The sequence below is a fragment of the Bradyrhizobium zhengyangense genome (assembly GCF_022012435.1).
Taxonomy (GTDB): domain Bacteria; phylum Pseudomonadota; class Alphaproteobacteria; order Rhizobiales; family Xanthobacteraceae; genus Bradyrhizobium; species Bradyrhizobium zhengyangense.
In genome coordinates this window covers 1-17341 of record NZ_JAKLUA010000003.1, presented here as the reverse complement: position 1 = coordinate 17341, position 17341 = coordinate 1, and the positions used below count along the sequence as shown (strand labels likewise).

At 63.6% G+C, this 17341-nt stretch carries 15 protein-coding genes and 1 pseudogene; 6 read left to right on the top strand and 10 right to left on the bottom strand.

Features of this window, described 5'->3' with window-relative positions; translation table 11 throughout:
- The first annotated feature begins 113 nt into the window (after nucleotides 1-113).
- A complete protein-coding gene (locus tag L6637_RS11580) occupies nucleotides 114-1301 on the top strand; it encodes a pyridoxal-phosphate-dependent aminotransferase family protein (protein WP_237870740.1) in 1188 nt (395 codons plus the stop codon).
- Between the two features lie 37 nt (nucleotides 1302-1338).
- On the opposite strand, the gene L6637_RS11575 is transcribed toward L6637_RS11580, so the two are convergent.
- Both L6637_RS11575 and L6637_RS11570 read right to left on the bottom strand, forming a co-directional pair.
- On the bottom strand, nucleotides 1339-2439 hold the full coding sequence (locus L6637_RS11575) for a hypothetical protein (RefSeq protein WP_237870738.1): 1101 nt from the start codon (nucleotides 2437-2439) through the stop codon (nucleotides 1339-1341).
- A complete protein-coding gene (locus L6637_RS11570; RefSeq protein WP_237870736.1) occupies nucleotides 2439-3875 on the bottom strand; it encodes an MBOAT family O-acyltransferase in 1437 nt (478 codons plus the stop codon). The genes L6637_RS11575 and L6637_RS11570 overlap by 1 nt, the downstream gene beginning before the upstream one ends.
- Nucleotides 3876-4015: 140 nt before the next feature.
- Here L6637_RS11570 and L6637_RS11565 point away from each other — a divergent pair, with 140 nt between their 5' ends.
- A complete protein-coding gene (locus L6637_RS11565) occupies nucleotides 4016-6115 on the top strand; it encodes a S9 family peptidase (protein ID WP_237870734.1) in 2100 nt (699 codons plus the stop codon).
- Nucleotides 6116-6236: 121 nt separating this feature from the next.
- Nucleotides 6237-6797: a flavin reductase family protein gene (locus L6637_RS11560; RefSeq protein ID WP_237870732.1), complete on the top strand. Its 561-nt coding sequence runs from the start codon at nucleotides 6237-6239 to the stop codon at nucleotides 6795-6797.
- 111 nt (nucleotides 6798-6908) lie between these two features.
- Here the strand turns inward: L6637_RS11560 and L6637_RS11555 are convergent, their stop codons facing one another.
- Together L6637_RS11555 and araD are read right to left on the bottom strand one after the other, a co-directional pair.
- Nucleotides 6909-7628, bottom strand: a complete 720-nt coding sequence (locus L6637_RS11555; RefSeq protein WP_237864346.1) for a ribonuclease activity regulator RraA — start codon at nucleotides 7626-7628, stop codon at nucleotides 6909-6911.
- A gap of 10 nt (nucleotides 7629-7638) precedes the next feature.
- Nucleotides 7639-9378, bottom strand: coding sequence for an L-arabinonate dehydratase (gene araD, locus L6637_RS11550; protein ID WP_237870730.1), 1740 nt, complete (start codon nucleotides 9376-9378; stop codon nucleotides 7639-7641).
- Nucleotides 9379-9630: 252 nt separating this feature from the next.
- Here araD and L6637_RS11545 point away from each other — a divergent pair, with 252 nt between their 5' ends.
- Together L6637_RS11545 and L6637_RS11540 are read left to right on the top strand one after the other, a co-directional pair.
- Nucleotides 9631-10050 (top strand): response regulator, encoded by a 420-nt coding sequence (locus L6637_RS11545; RefSeq protein WP_237870728.1) that lies wholly within the window; start codon nucleotides 9631-9633, stop codon nucleotides 10048-10050.
- Nucleotides 10051-10117: 67 nt separating this feature from the next.
- The gene (locus tag L6637_RS11540; protein ID WP_237870727.1) at nucleotides 10118-13624 is read left to right on the top strand and encodes a PAS domain S-box protein; all 3507 of its coding nucleotides are present in this window, start codon (nucleotides 10118-10120) and stop codon (nucleotides 13622-13624) included.
- A gap of 151 nt (nucleotides 13625-13775) precedes the next feature.
- On the opposite strand, the gene L6637_RS11535 is transcribed toward L6637_RS11540, so the two are convergent.
- Complete coding sequence (locus tag L6637_RS11535) at nucleotides 13776-14411, bottom strand: response regulator transcription factor (protein ID WP_057748544.1); 636 nt, start codon at nucleotides 14409-14411, stop codon at nucleotides 13776-13778.
- Between the two features lie 164 nt (nucleotides 14412-14575).
- Between L6637_RS11535 and L6637_RS11530 the strand changes: the two genes are divergently transcribed.
- Nucleotides 14576-14878, top strand: a complete 303-nt coding sequence (locus tag L6637_RS11530; protein WP_237864354.1) for a hypothetical protein — start codon at nucleotides 14576-14578, stop codon at nucleotides 14876-14878.
- A 53-nt stretch (nucleotides 14879-14931) separates the two neighbouring features.
- On the opposite strand, the gene L6637_RS11525 is transcribed toward L6637_RS11530, so the two are convergent.
- The 5 genes and pseudogenes from L6637_RS11525 to L6637_RS11505 form a co-directional block, all read right to left on the bottom strand.
- On the bottom strand, nucleotides 14932-15435 hold the full coding sequence (locus L6637_RS11525; protein ID WP_128949238.1) for a response regulator: 504 nt from the start codon (nucleotides 15433-15435) through the stop codon (nucleotides 14932-14934).
- Nucleotides 15436-15577: 142 nt separating this feature from the next.
- The gene (locus L6637_RS11520) at nucleotides 15578-15895 is read right to left on the bottom strand and encodes a hypothetical protein (protein ID WP_057748535.1); all 318 of its coding nucleotides are present in this window, start codon (nucleotides 15893-15895) and stop codon (nucleotides 15578-15580) included.
- Nucleotides 15896-15897: 2 nt separating this feature from the next.
- On the bottom strand, nucleotides 15898-16779 hold the full coding sequence (locus tag L6637_RS11515) for a CheR family methyltransferase (protein ID WP_237864355.1): 882 nt from the start codon (nucleotides 16777-16779) through the stop codon (nucleotides 15898-15900).
- 34 nt (nucleotides 16780-16813) lie between these two features.
- Complete coding sequence (locus L6637_RS11510; protein ID WP_237864356.1) at nucleotides 16814-17203, bottom strand: response regulator; 390 nt, start codon at nucleotides 17201-17203, stop codon at nucleotides 16814-16816.
- 35 nt (nucleotides 17204-17238) lie between these two features.
- Nucleotides 17239-17341 (bottom strand): annotated as a pseudogene (locus L6637_RS11505) (chemotaxis protein CheW); the annotation flags it as partial.

The following is a 17341-nucleotide window of genomic DNA, read 5'->3' as shown; positions in this document are numbered from 1 at the left end:
CAAAAAGCCGCCCCAGACCTGCGTTTTCGGTGCTTTTCTCGGCCCTCCCCGCCGCGTAGAAAGAATAAATCAGCGACCCACCAGACAGTCTTCACGACACAAGGAAGATAGCAATGACCGTTCGCGCGGGCCGGGAATTTCTGGCCATCCCCGGACCCACCACGATGCCCGACGCGGTGCTCCAGGCGATGCATCGTCCGGCGATCGACATCTACTCCAGGGAGATGCTCGAGCTGACTGAAAGCCTGCTCCGGGACATCTCGAATCTATTTGCCACGAAAGGCAAATCCTACATCTACATCGCCAACGGCCACGGCGCCTGGGAAGCCGCTTTGAGCAACGTGCTGTCGCGCGGCGACAAGGTGCTGGTGCTGGAGAGCGGACGCTTCGCGATCGGTTGGGGCAATGCGGCAGCCTTGATGGGCGCCGAGGTCGAGGTGCTCAAGGGCGATTGGCGCCGCGCCGTGCGGCCGCATGAGGTCGAAGAGCGGCTGCGCCGCGACACCGAGCACAAGATCAAGGCCGTCGTCGTCGTCCAGATCGACACGGCCTCCGGCGTGCAGAACGACATCGAGGCGATCGGCAAGGCCATCAAGGCCGCCGGCCATCCCGCGCTGTACATGGTCGACACCGTCGCCTCGCTCGGCTGCATGCCGTTCGAGATGGACAAATGGGGCGTCGACGTCGCGATGTCCGGCTCGCAGAAAGGCCTGATGACGCCGCCCGGCCTCGGCTTCGTTGCTGCCAACGCCCGCGCGCAGGAGGTCCACAAGAAGGCGAACATGTCGACGCCCTACTGGAGCTGGAGCGAGCGCGAGGGCACCGAGAATTACCGCAAATATGCCGGCACCGCACCGGTGCATCTGTTGTTCGCCTTGCGCAAGGCGATCGACATGCTGCATGAGGAAGGGCTGGAAAACGCGTTCCGCCGCCACGCCTTGCTTGGCGAAGCCACACGCCGCGCGGTCGGCGCATGGACCGAAGGCCAGGTGCTCGGCTTCAATGTCGCCGAGCCGCATGAGCGCTCCAACACCGTGACCACGGTGACCATGGCCACCGGTCACGATCCCGCGGTGCTGCAACGCTACTGCAAGGAGAAGTGCGGCGTCGTGCTCGGCACCGGCATCGGCGATCTGTCCGGCCAAGCCTTCCGCATCGCCCATATGGGCCATGTCAATGCGCCGATGCTGCTCGGTACGTTAGGGGTCATCGAGGTCGGCCTCAACGCGCTGAAGATCCCGCACGGCAAGGGCGGGCTCGAGGCGGCGGTGTCGTATCTCGGCGAGCAGGTGGCGGTGTAGGTGCTTCTTCCTTCTCCCCTTGTTGGAGAGGGGAAGTTCAGCGCTCGAGGCGATACGCCTCCACCTGCGCCTTCAGCGCATCCAACGACGCGAGCGGATTGCTCGCGTCGACCCGGTATTCCCCGCTCGCCAGCCATGACAGCACCTTCGCGTCCACCACCGGCGAATGGTGGATGACGTCGCCGTAATTGGCGAGATCGTGCGTCACCGCCTTGATCGCGCGGAAATCATGCAGACGCACATTGGGGAGCTGCGTCAGGCGCTGCGCAATGACAGCCGTGAGATCCAGGACGATCTTCAACGTCTCGGGTGATGCATCGCGCATCGCGACGAATTGCAGGATGGAGTATGGCGGGAAGTAGATGTCGAACGTCACGTCGGGATGACGCGTGATCAGGCCCACGGCATCCTGCTCGAAATGCCGGACCATGGCCTCATAACCATAGCCTTCACCGAGAAAGCGGCTGCGCGATGGCGCGGTGATGTAGGCGAACGAAGCCAGCGCCTTGTTCGCATTGTAGTCACGCGCGACGTCGACGTTTCGCGGCAGGGCATAGATGTCATCGACATCAGCCAGTGCGAACGTAACGGGCAGATAAGGCGCCGCCTGTGTCAGTGGCTGCTTCAACGGCGGGATCGACCGCAACAGCGCGAACAGGGATTCCTTCGCCATCGCCGCGCTGAACAGATAGGACGCGATGCCTTTCGTGGTCCTGCGGTAGAGATCGACGGAGAGATAAGGATCGGCCTCGATGTCGGCAGCATCGACGAAGATAAAGTCGTCCATCTCCCAGATCACGCGCTTGGCACCGCGATCGATCGCCTGCTCCATCACAAAACTCTGCTGGCGCGAATTCGATCCGGTCATCGCCAGCTTGAGCGAGTGCACACCGAGCACGCGGTCGATGTCGCTCTGGCGGAAGTGAATCGCGAGCGAGGTGCCCATGAAGACGGTATCGAATGACTGGCTGCGGATCAGTCCGGCATTCTGCACGCGGGTGTCATCGGAATAGAAGGCGGAGCGCGAGGAGCGAAACAGTTGCAGGGGATCGACGGCATAAGTCAGCACTGCTGCGCCGAGCACGCAGGCGATGCTCGCGAGCAGAAGCTGCCTGATATGTGTGAAAGTGCCCTGCATCAGAACCGGAAATAGATGAATTCGCTGTGGCTCTGGATGCCCAGAATGCCAAACGCGAGCACCAGCGATGCGCCGTAGAGCACCAGCGGCCGCATGCGCCCTGCCCGCAACGCTTCGCCCACCCGGCGATTGCCGTGATCATAGCCCATGATGGATTGCGTGTTCGGCGCCAGCCAGACCAGCGCGGCATAGATTGCGATCAGCGCCATCGCTGCAATCTCCTCGCGGCCGAAGACGATATTCGAGGGATCTGCCATGGCGCGGAGCACCCGCAGCGCCCAGTCAATGCTCACGGCACGGAAGAACACCCAGGCAATAACGACGGCAAGGAACGTCAGTACGGCGCCGGCCATGCGGGCCGGCCGCGCAAGCGCCGATGGGATGTTCGGCACCAGCGCATTGAAGGCGTGATTGACGCAGAGATAGGCGCCGTGCAGCGCACCCCACGCCACGAACGTCCAGGCCGCGCCGTGCCAGAGCCCGCCGAGCAGCATCGTGATCATCAGGTTGACGTAGCGCAGCAGGCGGCCGCGCCTGTTACCTCCGAGCGGGATGTAGAGATAGTCGCGCAGGAATTGCGACAGCGTCATGTGCCAGCGACGCCAGAACTCGACGATGCTGGTGGCCTTGTAAGGCGAGTTGAAATTCACCGGCAGGAAGATGCCGAACATCAGCGAGATGCCGATCGCCATGTCGGAATAGCCGGAGAAATCGAAATAGAGCTGGAACGTGTAAGCGAGCGCGCCAAGCCAGGCCTGGTCAAAGCTCGGCGAGCGCGCCTCGAAGGCGAGCGCGACCAGTGGCTGGATGCCGTCGGCAAGGCAGGTCTTCTTGAACAGGCCGATCGCGAAGATGATGACACCGCACAGGATCAGATGCGCGTCGGGATGCTTGGACTCCTTCCGCTCGAATTGCGGGATCATGTCCTTGTGGTGGAGGATCGGCCCCGCGATCAGATGCGGAAAATATGTCACGAACAGCGCGTAATGCGACAGCGCATAGGCTGCGACCCGGCCACGATACGCATCCACCAGGAACGCAATCTGGGTGAATGTGTAGAAGGAGATACCGACCGGCAGCAGGATGTGGATCGCAAAGTGCGTGCCGAGCAATGCATTGAAATTCTCGGCGGCGAAACCGGCATATTTGAAGATGCCGAGCACGATGAGATCGCCGGCGACGCCGAGGGCAAGCGCGGCCTTTCGTTGCGCGGGGCGGAGCTTCGCCACGACGAGGAGATGGCCGATACCATAATTGAAGGCGATCGACATCAGCAGCAAGGCCACGAACTGCCAGTTGCCGATGGCGTAGAAGGCGAGCGAGGCCAGCGCCAGCCAGATCACCGGCGCAAGATTGCTGCGTCGCCCCAGCCAGAAATAGCCGGCCAGAACGACCGGCAGGAACAGCAGGATGAACGGGTAGGAGTTGAAGAGCATCAGGCTGAACCGGCGGCTGGATTGTCGCCCCTAAAGCATAGAAGGGACCGATCAACAACCGGGCGACTTGAAGCACCGGCGCTGGCAATTCGCGAATTCGGGACAATATAAGACGGAACAAACTTCTCAATGAGGATCGAGTGACCCAGGCCAAGACAACCTCCCAGCCCCCCGTCGCCCCGCGCCGGCCGCATTCCTTTACCCGGCATGGCATTACCGTGACCGACGACTATGCCTGGCTGAAGGATGCGAAATGGCAGGAGGTGCTGCGCGACCCCGGAGTGCTCGACCCTGATATCCGCAAATATCTGGATGAGGAGAACGGCTACACCGAGAGCCTGCTCGGCCACACCGCTGGCTTGCAGAAGACGCTGGTGCGCGAGATGCGCTCCCGCATCAAGGAGGACGATTCCAGTGTGCCGTCGCCGGACGGGCCTTTCGCCTATTTCCGCAGGTTTCGCGAAGGCGGGCAGCACGAGCTGTTCGGCCGCATGCCGCGCGATGGCGGCGTTGAGCATATCGTGCTCGACGGCGATGCGCTGGCAAAAGACCACAAATATTTCAAGTTCGGCGGCAGCCGGCACTCCAACGACCACAAGCTGCAGGCCTGGAGCGCCGACACCAAGGGCTCGGAATATTTCACGATCCGCGTTCGTGACTGGGCGAGCGGCCAAGATCTCGCTGACCTCGTCGAGGAGACAGACGGCGGCGTGGTCTGGGCCTCGGATTGCAAGAGCTTCTTTTATGTGAAGCTCGACGAAAATCATCGGCCGATGCAGGTGTGGCGCCACAAGCTCGGCACCAGGCAGGCCGACGACACGCTCGTTTATGAAGAGCAGGATGCCGGCTGGTTCACCCATCTGCATGAGAGCACCAGCGGCCGCTTCTGCGTGATCGCCGGCGGCGACCACGAGACGTCGGAGCAACGGCTGATCGACCTCGCCAAGCCCGAGGCACCGCCGCGGCTGGTCGCGGCGCGCGAAGAGGGCGTGCAATATTCGCTCGCCGATCGCGGCGACGAGCTCTTCATCCTCACCAATGCGGATGATGCCATCGATTTCAAGATCGTCACCGCGCCGCTAGGCGCACCCGAGCGCAAGAACTGGCGCGACCTGATCCCCTACCGTCCCGGCATCTACATCATCGACCTCGATCTCTATGCCGGCCATCTGGTGCGGCTGGAGCGCGCCAATGCGCTGCCGGCGATCGTGATCCGCGAGCTCGCCGGCGGAGAGGAGCACGCGATCGCCTTCGACGAGGCCGCCTATTCGCTCGACACGATGGGCTCCTACGAATTCGACACCACGAATTTGCGCTTTGCCTATTCGTCGATGACGACGCCATCGGAGATCTACGACTACGACATGGCCAAGCGGACGCGCACGCTTCGCAAGCGCCAGGAGATACCGTCTGGCCACAACGCCGCCGACTACGTCACCACGCGCATCATGGCAAAGGCGCAAGATGGGGCCGAGGTGCCGGTGTCGATCCTCCATCGCCGCGGGCTCAAGCTCGACGGCGCGGCACCGCTGCTGCTCTACGGCTACGGCTCCTACGGCATGGCGATGCCGGCCTCGTTCAGCGCCAACCGGCTGTCGCTGGTCGACCGCGGCTTCGTCTACGCCATCGCCCATATCCGCGGCGGCGCCGACAAGGGCTGGGGCTGGTATCTCGACGGCAAGCGCGAGAAGAAGACGAACTCGTTCGACGACTTTGCCGCCAGCGCCCGTGCGCTGATCGATGCGAAGTACACCAGCGCAAAGCGCATCGTCGGCCATGGCGGCTCGGCCGGCGGCATGCTGATGGGCGCGGTCGCCAACCGCGCCGGCGAATTGTTCGCCGGCATCGTCGCCGAGGTGCCGTTCGTCGACGTGCTCAACACCATGCTCGACGACACGCTGCCGCTGACGCCGCCGGAATGGCCGGAATGGGGCAACCCGATCGAGAGCGAGAAGGATTTTCGCACCATCCTGTTCTACTCGCCCTACGACAATGTCGCGGCGAAGGACTATCCGGCGATCCTGGCGATGGGCGGATTGACCGACCCGCGCGTCACCTATTGGGAGCCCGCCAAATGGATCGCCCGGCTGCGCGCGACCATGAGCGGCGGCGGTCCGGTGCTGCTGCGCACCAACATGGGCGCCGGCCATGGCGGTGCCTCGGGCCGGTTTGACCGGCTCGATGAAGTCGCGATCGTCTACGCGTTTGCGCTGTGGGCGACGGGAATGGCGGAGGCATAGACCCGCAGCCGGGATGGAGCGCAAGCGTAATCCGGGATTCGTGCGGACCGCAGCATCGTTCCCGGAGTGCGCTCCGCTCCATCCGGGCCACAGGGCACCAACGGAGTCATAGGGATCGAGCATGCCGCGCTACACCAAGCGGGATTTTCCAGTCGCAAACGTCCGCCGCTTCCTCGAGCCGGGCCCGATCGTGCTGGTCAGCTCGGCCCACAAGGACGAGACCAACATCATGACGATGGGCTGGCACATGATGATGGAATTCACCCCCGCCCTGATCGGCTGCATCATCTCAAGCGAGAACCACAGCTTCGAGCTGATCCGCAGGAGCCGCCAGTGCGTGATCAACATTCCGACCGCCGACCTTGCGGCCACGGTCGTCAAGATCGGCAACTGCTCGGGGCGCGACGTCGACAAGTTCAGCGAGTTCGGCCTGACGCCCAGGCCCGGCACCCATGTCCGCGCGCCGCTGGTTGAGGAGTGCTACGCCAATTTCGAATGCCGGCTTGTCGATTCGAGGCTGGTGAAGACGTACAACGTGTTCGTGTTCGAGGTGGTGAAGGCGCATGCGGCCACGTCGCCGAAACTGCCGAAGACCATTCACTATCGCGGCGACGGCGAGTTCATGATGTCCGGCGTCGAGACGCGCAAGTTTCGCAAGCTGTTCCGGCCGGAGATGCTGTGACCTCGTAACCTCGTAGCCCGAATGGAGCGCGGCGCAATCCGGGATTCCCAGCGCGGAGATGACCCGGATTTCGCTGCGCTCCATCCGGGCCACGGGCTTACCCTGGCCTCATTACCTTCCGTTCTTCTTTCGCCATTCCGCGAAATCGGTCAGCGTCTGCGGGTCGGTCGCGGGATAGAGACCGAAAATGCCGCGGCCTCGGCTTACTTCCTCGGTGACGAAATCCTCGAACGCGGTCATCTCGAAGGTCTCGTTGGCGATCTCGTCGGCCAGATGCGCGGGGATCACGATGACACCGTCGGCATCGCCGAGGATGACGTCGCCGGGAAACACCGGCGCATCGCCGCAGCCGATGGGAACGTTGATCTCGATCGCCTGATGCAGCGTCAGATTGGTCGGCGCTGACGGGCGATGGTGATAGGCGGGGATGCCGAGCTTGGCGATCTCGGCGGAATCGCGAAAGCCGCCATCCGTGACCACGCCGGCGACACCGCGCTTCATCAGCCGCGTCACCAGGATCGCGCCGGCCGAGGCCGCGCGCGCGTCCTTGCGGCTGTCCATCACCAGCACGGCACCCGGCGGGCAGTCCTCGACGGCCTTGCGCTGCGGATGGGAGCGATCCCTGAACACCTCGATGGTGTTGAGGTCCTCGCGCGCCGGCATGTAGCGCAGCGTGAAGGCCTCACCGACCATGGTCGGCTGATCAGGGCCGACGGGATGCACGTCCTGAATCATCTGGATGCGCAGGCCGCGCTTGAACAGCGCGGTGGCGACGGTGGCGGTCGAGACGGATTTGAGCTTGTTGCGGGTGGCTTCGCTGAGTTTTGACATGATCTGCTCTCTAGTAGATCGACGGCTCGCCGATCGGCGCGCCGAAATCGGTCTCGAGGAAGTCGAAGTCGCAGCCGTCATTGGCCTGCTTGATATGCTTGGTGAACATCCAGCCATAGCCGCGCTCGAAGCGGCGCTCGGGCTGCTTCCAGGCGGCGCGGCGCTTGTCGAGCTCGACTTCTGAGACATCGAGATTGATGGTGCGTGCTGCGACGTCGAGCGTGATGCGATCGCCGTTCTGCACCAGCGCCAGCGGGCCGCCGATATAGGACTCGGGCGAGACGTGCAGGATGCAGGCGCCGTAGCTGGTGCCGCTCATGCGCGCATCCGAGATGCGCACCATGTCACGCACGCCCTGCTTCACGAGTTTTGTCGGAATCGGGAGCATGCCCCATTCCGGCATGCCCGGCCCACCCTGCGGCCCCGCATTGCGCAGGATCAGGATGTGGTCTTCGGTGACGTCGAGATTGGGATCATCCACCGCCTTCTTCATCGAGGGATAATCGTCGAACACCAGCGCAGGCCCAGTGTGCTTGAGGAAGCGCGGTGCACACGCGCTCGGCTTGATGACGCAGCCGTCGGGCGCGAGATTGCCCTTGAGCACGGCGAGCGCGCCCTCCTTGTAGATGGGATTGGCGACTGACCGGATCACGTCGGCATTATGCACCTCGGCGCCATCGATGTTCTCGCCCAGCGACTTCCCTGTCACCGTGATGCAATCGAGGTGCAGATGCTGCTTGATCTGGCCCATCAACGCCGGCAGGCCGCCGGCATAGAAGAAGTCTTCCATCAGATAGGCCTCGCCGCTTGGGCGTACGTTGGCGATCACAGGCACCTTGCGGCTCGCGATTTCGAAATCGTCGAGGCCGATGTCCTGGCCGGCGCGGCGGGCCTGCGCGATCAGATGGATGATCGCGTTGGTCGAGCAACCCATCGCCATCGCGACCGCAATGGCGTTCTCGAACGCCTTGCGGGTCTGGATCGCCTTCGGCGTCAGATCCTCCCACACCATCTCGACGATGCGGCGGCCGCATTCGGAGGCCAGGCGGATGTGATTGGCATCGGCCGCCGGAATCGAGGAGGCGCCCGGCAGCGTCATGCCGATCGCTTCGGCAATCGCCGTCATGGTCGAGGCCGTGCCCATGGTCATGCAGGTGCCGTAGCTGCGGGCGATGCCGGCTTCGATGTCGAGCCAGTCCTTGTCGGAGATCTTTCCGGCGCGGCGCTCGTCCCAGTACTTCCAGCCGTCGGAGCCGGAGCCGAGCGTCTTGCCCTTCCAATTGCCGCGCAGCATGGGACCTGCCGGCAGGTAAATCGCAGGAATGTTCATCGAGGTCGCGCCCAGCAGCAGTGCTGGCGTGGTCTTGTCACAGCCACCCATCAGCACCACGCCATCGACCGGATGGCTGCGCAGCAGCTCTTCGGCCTCCATCGCCAGCAGATTGCGATAGAGCATGGTGGTCGGCTTGAGCAGTGATTCCGACAACGACAGCGCCGGCAACTCGACCGGCAGGCCGCCCGCCATCAGGATGCCGCGCTTGACGTCATCGACACGCGACTTGAAGTGCATGTGGCAGGGCTGTGCTTCCGACCAGGTGTTGATGATCGCGATGCACGGCCGGTCCTTCCACTCCTCCGGGGAGTAGCCCATCTGCATGGCGCGGGAACGGTGACCGAACGAGCGAAGGTCGTCTGGTGCAAACCAGCGCGCGCTGCGGAGCTGGTCGGGTGTTTTCTTCTTGGTGCTCACTTGCCTTCTCCGTCAGGGAATTCACCCCGCTCTTCTCATGGGATGTCCACCACCCGCAAGGCACGGGACAGCCGGCTTTTGCCTGGTATGCACGCAAACGTGCTTAGATCCAAGGTGCAGCGCAATATTGGGGCGGCCGATCTCGACGGGGCCCGAAGTGCTTGCAGGACGGACACAATCCGCGCAACAATTTCGCATTTGGAGCTTTAATTTGGGTCGCGGGCATTCCCTTCCGACCCGGAGGTTTTTGACGTGGCCAACATCCTGATCGTGGATGACGACCCGGCGGTTCAGCTGACAATCCGGCTGCTGTTGGAGCGGGCCGGTCACCACGTGACGGTTGCCGGCGACGGCCGCAAAGGGCTAGCTCTGTTCGAGGGCAGCGAGTTCGACCTGCTGTTCCTCGACATCTACATGCCGGGCATGGACGGACTGGAGACGATGCGCCACGTCCGGGCCCTGAGACCTGCCATTCCGATCGTCGTCATTTCCGGCCGCTCGATCACGCCGGACTCCTATGCCGAGCCGGATTTCCTGAAGATGGCGACCAAGCTTGGCGCCGTTGCGAGCTTGCAGAAGCCGTTCCGGGCCGACGCGCTGCTGGCGGCGGTCGACAATTGCCTGAAGGCGGGCGAGTCGGAGGGGTCCGAAGTCAATGCCAGCCGCCGATGAGGGGAGCACCTCCACAGCTCAAGGCCAGAACAGGCGCGATCTTCCAGGGAGTCCTGCAAGAATTCCCATGACGCTCGCGACCCGACTGGCCGTCGCGATGATTCTGCTGGTGGCGGTTACGGTGGCGGCGGTCGGTTGGCTGGGCTACCGCAACATCTCGCAGGCCGTCATTCCGCGCGTCCTGGAGCGGGTCGAAGCTCAGTCGCGCCTGCTGGCCAATAATCTTGAATCCTACGTTGCCGGAGTTCGCGGCGATCTTGTCGGCTACCGCTCTGCCGCGGCCATCAACGGTCTGATCCGTGCTCACGTCGGTGGCGGAATTGACGCGCTTGACGGCGTGACCGAGCAAACCTGGCGTGATCGCATCGCGGCGCGGCTCGCAGCCGAAATCGAGGCCAAGCCCAGCTACGCGCAGTTTCGAATCATCGGTCTTGACGACGACCAGCGCGAGCTGGTCCGCGTCGATCGCTCCGGCCCGAACGGAACAGCGCGGATCGTCCCCAACAGCGAGTTGGAGCGCAAGAGCGAGCGAACCTACTTTCAGGAAACGATCCGGCTCGCGGCGGGCCAGATTTATGTTTCGCCAATCGAGCTGGCGACCCACCGCGGCGGGACCACAGTCCTGCACACGCCGACTCTACGGGTCGGGACGCCACTGTTCACACCTGACGGCAAGCCATTCGGCATCATCATCGCCAATATCGACATGCGTCCGGCACTCGACCGCATCCGCTCGACGACGAGCTCAGGAGGAGAGATTTTCGTCGTGAACGCGCGCGGCGACTATCTGGTTCATCCCGATCGCGCACGAGAATTCGGTTCGTTGCGCGGCCACCCGACCAACTGGCGCGATGATTTTCCCTATTTTGCAGCCTTGGCCGGCACGCGGGATGCGTCCACGCAGCTCATCACCGATGCGTCCGGCCGGCCGAGTGGCGCGGCAATAGCGCCGGCACTGCTCGCGGATGCGGATTGGGTTGGAATCATCGAGACGATTCCTCCGGCCGTCTTCGGCCGCGTGCCGGCCGCGATTCAAAAAACGTCTTTGCTGGTCGGCATGCTTGCGGTCTTCGCCGCAGCTTTACTCGCGGTGCTGCTCGCACGCTCATTGACGCGCCCGATCACCCGCCTGACCACGGCCGTGGAGGCTATCGGCAACGGACAGCCGGCCGACATTCCCCTCGACGCCAGCGGCGAGACCGGCGCGCTGGCGCGGGCTTTTGCCCAGATGGTCGAAGAAACGCGTGCGAAAGCAGCCGCGCTCGAACGCGAGGTCGAGGAGCATCGCCGCACCGAGGCGGCACGAAGCCATCATGCGACGCGCGAGCTCTTGTTCAGCGCCGCTGTGGAATCATCCGACGATGCCATCGTGATGCAATCCCTCGATGCCATCATCACCGGTTGGAATCCCGCCGCCGAACGGCTCTATGGATATCAGGCGAACGAAGCGATCGGGAAGTCCACCTCGATCATTGTCCCGCCCGACCGCCGCGAGCAGGGCAAGGACTATTTGGCGCGGATCTCGAAGGGCGAGCCGGTCGAACGCTTCGAGACGGTCCGGCTGCGCAAGGACGGCACGCCAGTCGAAATCGCACTCAGCCTGTCGCCGATCAGGGGACCGTCGGGCGAGATCACAGGCGCCTCCGGGTCCGCGCGCAGCCTGACCGAAGCGCGGCGCGCGGAGCGGGCGCTACAGCAGCAGCTGGAGGAGCGACGGCAGCTGTTCGACACCTCGCAGGATCTGATCATGATCATGAACTCGCGCGGCCACATCGTGCAGATCAGCCCGAGCAGCGAGGTTATTCTCGGTTACGCGCCCGACGAGATGATCGGACGCAGCGGCGCCGATTTCATCCATCCCGCTCACCTCGAGCTATCCCGCGAGGAGATGCGCGAGCTTCGGCGCGGCGGACATCCGAAGCTCGCCGACACGCGCTGCTTCCACAAGGACGGCCGCGAGGTCTGGCTGTCCTGGCTCGGCAACTGGTCGGATCAGGCCAAGCGCTTCTTCTTCGTCGGACGCGACATGACCGAAGCGAGGCTGGCTGCAGAATCCCTGCGCGACAGCGAGCAGCTTGCGCGCAACATCGTCGAGACCGCGCTAGACGCCTTTGTCCAGACCGACGAACGCAGCACCATCCTGAACTGGAGCTCGCGGGCCGAGGAGCTGTTCGGTTGGCGGCGGGACGAGGCGCTGGGCAAGAATGCGGTCGAGCTGATTGTCGCCGAGAGCGAGCGCGAGAGGGTCAATGCCGGCCTCGCGCGCTTTCTCGATTCGGCAGAGGGGCAGACGCTCAACCGCCGCCGCGAGCTGATGGTCCGCCACCGCGACGGCAAGGAATTCAGGGCGGAGCTGAGCGTCACGGCGCTCAAGCGCCGCGAGGGCATCCTGTTCAACGTGTTCTACCGCGACCTCACCGACAAGATCGCCTCCGAGGAGCGGGTCCGGCACGCCGAGAAGATGGAGGCGGTCGGCCAGCTCACCGGCGGCGTGGCGCATGATTTCAACAACATTCTCACCGTCATCACCGGGACGATCGAGATCCTGGCCGACGCGGTGGCCAAGGATCCGGGGCTTGCCGCGATCACGAAGATGATCGACGAGGCTGCCGGCCGCGGCGCCGAGCTGACCCAGCACCTGCTCGCCTTTGCCCGCAAGCAGCCGCTGCAGCCGCGCGAGATCGACATCAATTCGCTGATCATCGACACCGCGAAGCTGTTGCGGCCGACGCTGGGCGAGCAGATTCAGATCGAATCCGTGTTCGAGGACGAGAGCTGCGTGGCGGTCGTCGATCCGAACCAGCTCACCACGGCAATCCTCAACCTCGCGCTCAACGCGCGCGACGCGATGCCCGGCGGCGGCAAGCTGATCCTGGAGACGGGCGCCGCCTATCTCGACGAGGTCTATGCCAGCGCCAACGATGTCCCGCCCGGTCACTACGTGCTGATCGCGGTAAGCGACACCGGCACCGGCATTCCGTCCCACATGCTGGCGCGCGTCTTTGATCCCTTCTTCACCTCGAAGGGGCCGGGCAAGGGCACCGGCCTCGGCCTCTCCATGGTCTACGGCTTCATCAAGCAGTCCGCGGGTCACATCAAGATCTACAGCGAGGAAAGCCATGGCACGACGATCAAGATGTACCTGCCGCCGGGCAAGATACCCGCGGTGGTCGCCGATGGCGTGACGCCGGCATCGATCGAAGGCGGGCACGAGACCATCCTGGTGGTCGAGGACGACCGGCTGGTGCGCGACTATGTGCTGGCCCAATTGCATTCGCTGGGCTACGTGACCCTGCAGGCCGCCAACGCCGCGGAGGCACTCGCGATCGTCGCCAGCGGCAAGCATTTCGATCTGCTGTTCACCGACGTGATCATGCCCGGCAAGATGAACGGACGGCAGCTCGCCGACGAGGCGCTGAAGACGCGGCCCGATCTCAAGGTGGTCTACACGTCAGGCTATACCGAGAACGCGATCATCCATCACGGCCGGCTGGATTCAGGCGTACTGCTGCTGGCGAAGCCGTATCGCAAATCCGACCTTGCGCGGATCATCCGCAGGGCGCTGAACGGTTGACGTGGCCCCGCGTGTCCCGGACGCGCGGCAGCGTCTCACGCTGCTGCGCAGAGCCGGGACCCAAAACTGTCAGCCGTTGAGTTGGAGAGATGGGCCCCGGATCTGCAGCGCATCACTGCGTGACGCGCTGCGTCCGGGGCACGAGACCATTTTACGACGCGCGCTGGGCTGCGGTCATCACGATGCGGATCAGGTCGGCGGCATTGCGGGCGCCGAGCTTCTTCATGATGTTGGCGCGGTGATCCTCGATGGTACGCGGGCTGATACCGAGCGTGCGGCCCGCTTCCTTGTTGGAAGCACCGGCGGCGAACTGCTCGAGCACCTCGCGCTCCCTGCGCGTCAGCGGCTCGCGGCCGGGGAAGTGCAGCGAGCCGAATTTCGGCGAGGCGTTCTCTGCCTGCCTGCGTGCATACGCGCCGATCGCCTCGTCCAGCCGGCCCACGATCTCGCTGCCGCGGAACGGCTTCTCGATGAAATCCAGCGCGCCGCTCTTGATCGCGCCCACTGCCATCGCAATGTCACCCTGCCCGGAGATCATGAAGATCGGAGCCGGATAGTCCTCGCCGTGCAGCTCCTTCAGAATGTCGAGGCCCGACTTCCCGGGAATGTGCACATCGAGCAGGATCGCAGCCGGTGTGCGGTTTCGCGCGACGGACAGCAGGGCCGCACCGTCCGCAAAACAAATCACCTCATAGCCCGCCGCCTTCAACACCATCGACAAGGTGTCGCGAACAGCCGGGTCGTCATCGACCACGAAGATCTCACCACGGGAGGTTTGTTCGACCATGTGCCATGTCCATTCGCCAAGCCACGCCGGCAGTCAAGGACTCGCGTCCGCGCCTGATGTTTATGGCTTTCGGCGCAGATTCGGCCCACCCGCATTTGTACGGGACATGAACTTAACGCACAAGTAGCGCTGAGGTGCCTTATTGCGGGGGACGGAGAATATCCATGCTAAATTACGCCGGCACACCCCCGCTTGCCGCAATGGCTGAAACGGACAGCCGTCAGTTGATCGCGGCCGAACTTCGCTCCCTGATCGCGCGCATCGAGATCAGCATGCGTCTGATCGACGCTGCTATGGAGCCGGATGACGATAGCGCTGTCTTGACTGCCGATCTAGGTTCCAGCGACATCATCGTGCTCGACGACATCACGCCCCGCTTTGCCACGGCGAGCGCCGCCCTCAATGCCTGCAGGGCGGAGCTCGGTCACGCCCTGAAAAAGCTGTCGGAATCTGGCAATCCGGCCTAGGCGGCAATCAGCGCGGCCGATTTGCCGCACCGACTGCATGGCACCTCCGCGCCTCAGGCGCGGTGCCGTTCCACGATTGCGTCGGTCGCAACGCCGCCCCAGGTATGGATAGTCGGTAGTCCCATTGCAGTCTTGCCGAGATTGGCGAGGCTGATGCGCAGCGCAGCAAGATCAAGCGGCTTCGGCAGGCTCTGAAGCTCGATCCCGACCGAGCGGGCGAAGCTGCGAGCGGCGCTGCGGCGCTTGCCGTCCATGCCGCTGATCACGATCACCGAGCCGGTGAATTTAGCCGCCGCCATCTCGCGCAGCACGTCGATGCCGTCACCATCCTCCAGCACGAGGTCGAGCGTCACGCAGTCGAAGCGCGCGGCACGCAGCTTTTCGATGGCTTCCGCAACCGACGGCGCAACGGCCACTTCATGGCCGGCCTGCTTGGCGGCGACCGTGATCAGGCTGCGCTGCGTGGCGTCGTCATCGACCACCAGGAGCTGAAGCGCGCGCCGCTCGGCGACGTCGGGCAGGTTTGACGTGATGGGGGAGAGAGAGCTTCTTGGCATGGCCGGACCCTGAAATTGCGACCGCCTGATGATACACGGCGCGCGCTTAAGCCACGTAAAGCGGGGTCGGCGAATTCGTTCGGATGTTTTCAGAAAATGTGAAGCAACACGTCAGGAAAAGGCAGCAAGGAGTGCGTGGCGATCACGCCACTGCGTCATGGCCGTTGGCCGCGCCGCGCTTCTTGCGGTTCTTGCCGCGCAGGAACTGGATGTCCATCTCCGCGCCGTTGACGCGCACCAGCTCGCAGCGGCGGTAGGCAAGGCCGGTGGAGGACAGCAGCAGGAAGAACTCCTTCAGGTTCAATCCCTGGATCGAACCCTCGACCGTAAGGATGGCGTCGGTGTCCGAAATCGCATTGAGCGTACAGTCGCGCCGCCATGTGCCGTCGATGGCCATGATGCAGACATCATAGCCACGACTGAATGTGACGCGCTCTACGCCCTTGCCATCCTCGGCCATGCTTATCGTCCTGCCATTGCCGCCACGCGCGGCGCTGCGACACCGTCAGCCGCCGGCTTGGCCGCTGCCGCACGCGGATCGTTCGGTCTGTAGAGGCCGCGGCGATCGGCGAGCGGCCTGAACGTATCAGTCAGCCCGACCACGGTTTCCGCCGCGCCGAGCACCAGGAAGCCGTCGGGCTCGATCTGGCGGGCAAGGCGGTTGAAGATGTTGATCTTGGTTTCCTGATCGAAATAGATCAGGACGTTGCGGCAGAAGATGACGTCGAACGTGCCGAGGTGCGAAAAATCCTGCAGCAGATTGAGCTGGCGGTGCTGGATCATCGCCCGCAGTTCGGGATTGATCTGCCAGGTCTCGCCGGTCTGCTTGAAATGCTTCATCAGCATCTGGATCGGCAGACCGCGCTGCACTTCGAACTGGCTGTAGACGCCGGCTTTGGCCTTCTCGAGCACCTCCTGCGAGAGGTCCGTCGCGATGATCTCGACACGCCAGCCGGTCAGTGCCGCGCCCATTTCCTTCAGCGTCATGGCGAGCGAATAGGGCTCCTGCCCGGTCGAGCCGGCGGCGCACCAGATCCGCACGCTGCGGCGACCGGCGCGAGCCTTGAGAACCTCAGGCATGATGGTGTCGCGGAAATGATCGAACGGAACCTTGTCGCGAAAGAAGAAGGTCTCGTTCGTGGTCATGGCTTCGACCACGCTGGTGATGAGCACGCTCGAGCCGCCCTGCAATTTCTGCACGAGCTCGGGGATACCGGGCAGCCCGGCCTTGCGCGCCAGCGGCAGCAGGCGGCTTTCGATCAGATATTGCTTGTCCGCGGACAGGTCGAGGCCGGAGCGCTCTTTCAGCAACTTACGCAGATACTCGTAGTCGGGCGAGTTCACAGGATACCTCTTGACGCTACTAACGGGTGTGTTTTCAGGCCGCCGTCTCTTCTTCGCGCGCGACCAGTCCGACCTCCTGGAACTTCGCCAATACGATTTCCTTGTCGAACGGCTTCATGATGTACTCGTTGGCACCGCCACCCATCGCCTTGGTGATGTGGTCGATGCCGTTCTCGGTGGTGCAGAACACCACCTTGGGCTCGTCGCCGCCGGGCATGCGGCGCAGCGTGCCCAGGAATTGGAAACCGTCCATGACGGGCATGTTCCAGTCCAGCAGGATCGCTTCCGGCATGGCCCTCTTGCAATGGACCAGCGCTTCGACGCCGTCTTCGGCTTCAATGACTTGGAAGCCCAGCGCTTCGACGATGCGGCGCGCGACCTTGCGAACGATGCTGGAATCGTCAACCACCAAACACGTCTTCATCTTGGATCTCCGGCTAAAATCTCTTTCGTGAAAGTTCAGGCAGCCATTTGCACTTTGGTTTCGAGCTCGAGCACGCGGTCGACGTCGAGGACGACCATGAGCTGGCCGTCGAGACGGTGGACGCCGCCGGCGAGCTTG

What these genes read in the sequence shown, in the direction of transcription:
- L6637_RS11540 (WP_237870727.1), top strand. Translation starts at nt 10,118, where the DNA reads ATGACGCTCGCGACCCGACTGGCCGTCGCGATGATTCTGCTGGTGGCG.
- L6637_RS11580 (WP_237870740.1), top strand. Translation starts at nt 114, where the DNA reads ATGACCGTTCGCGCGGGCCGGGAATTTCTGGCCATCCCCGGACCCACC.
- L6637_RS11555 (WP_237864346.1), bottom strand. Translation starts at nt 7,628, where the DNA reads ATGTCAAAACTCAGCGAAGCCACCCGCAACAAGCTCAAATCCGTCTCG.
- L6637_RS11530 (WP_237864354.1), top strand. Translation starts at nt 14,576, where the DNA reads ATGCTAAATTACGCCGGCACACCCCCGCTTGCCGCAATGGCTGAAACG.
- L6637_RS11570 (WP_237870736.1), bottom strand. Translation starts at nt 3,875, where the DNA reads ATGCTCTTCAACTCCTACCCGTTCATCCTGCTGTTCCTGCCGGTCGTT.
- L6637_RS11535 (WP_057748544.1), bottom strand. Translation starts at nt 14,411, where the DNA reads ATGGTCGAACAAACCTCCCGTGGTGAGATCTTCGTGGTCGATGACGAC.
- L6637_RS11525 (WP_128949238.1), bottom strand. Translation starts at nt 15,435, where the DNA reads ATGCCAAGAAGCTCTCTCTCCCCCATCACGTCAAACCTGCCCGACGTC.
- L6637_RS11560 (WP_237870732.1), top strand. Translation starts at nt 6,237, where the DNA reads ATGCCGCGCTACACCAAGCGGGATTTTCCAGTCGCAAACGTCCGCCGC.
- L6637_RS11510 (WP_237864356.1), bottom strand. Translation starts at nt 17,203, where the DNA reads ATGAAGACGTGTTTGGTGGTTGACGATTCCAGCATCGTTCGCAAGGTC.
- L6637_RS11575 (WP_237870738.1), bottom strand. Translation starts at nt 2,439, where the DNA reads ATGCAGGGCACTTTCACACATATCAGGCAGCTTCTGCTCGCGAGCATC.
- L6637_RS11520 (WP_057748535.1), bottom strand. Translation starts at nt 15,895, where the DNA reads ATGGCCGAGGATGGCAAGGGCGTAGAGCGCGTCACATTCAGTCGTGGC.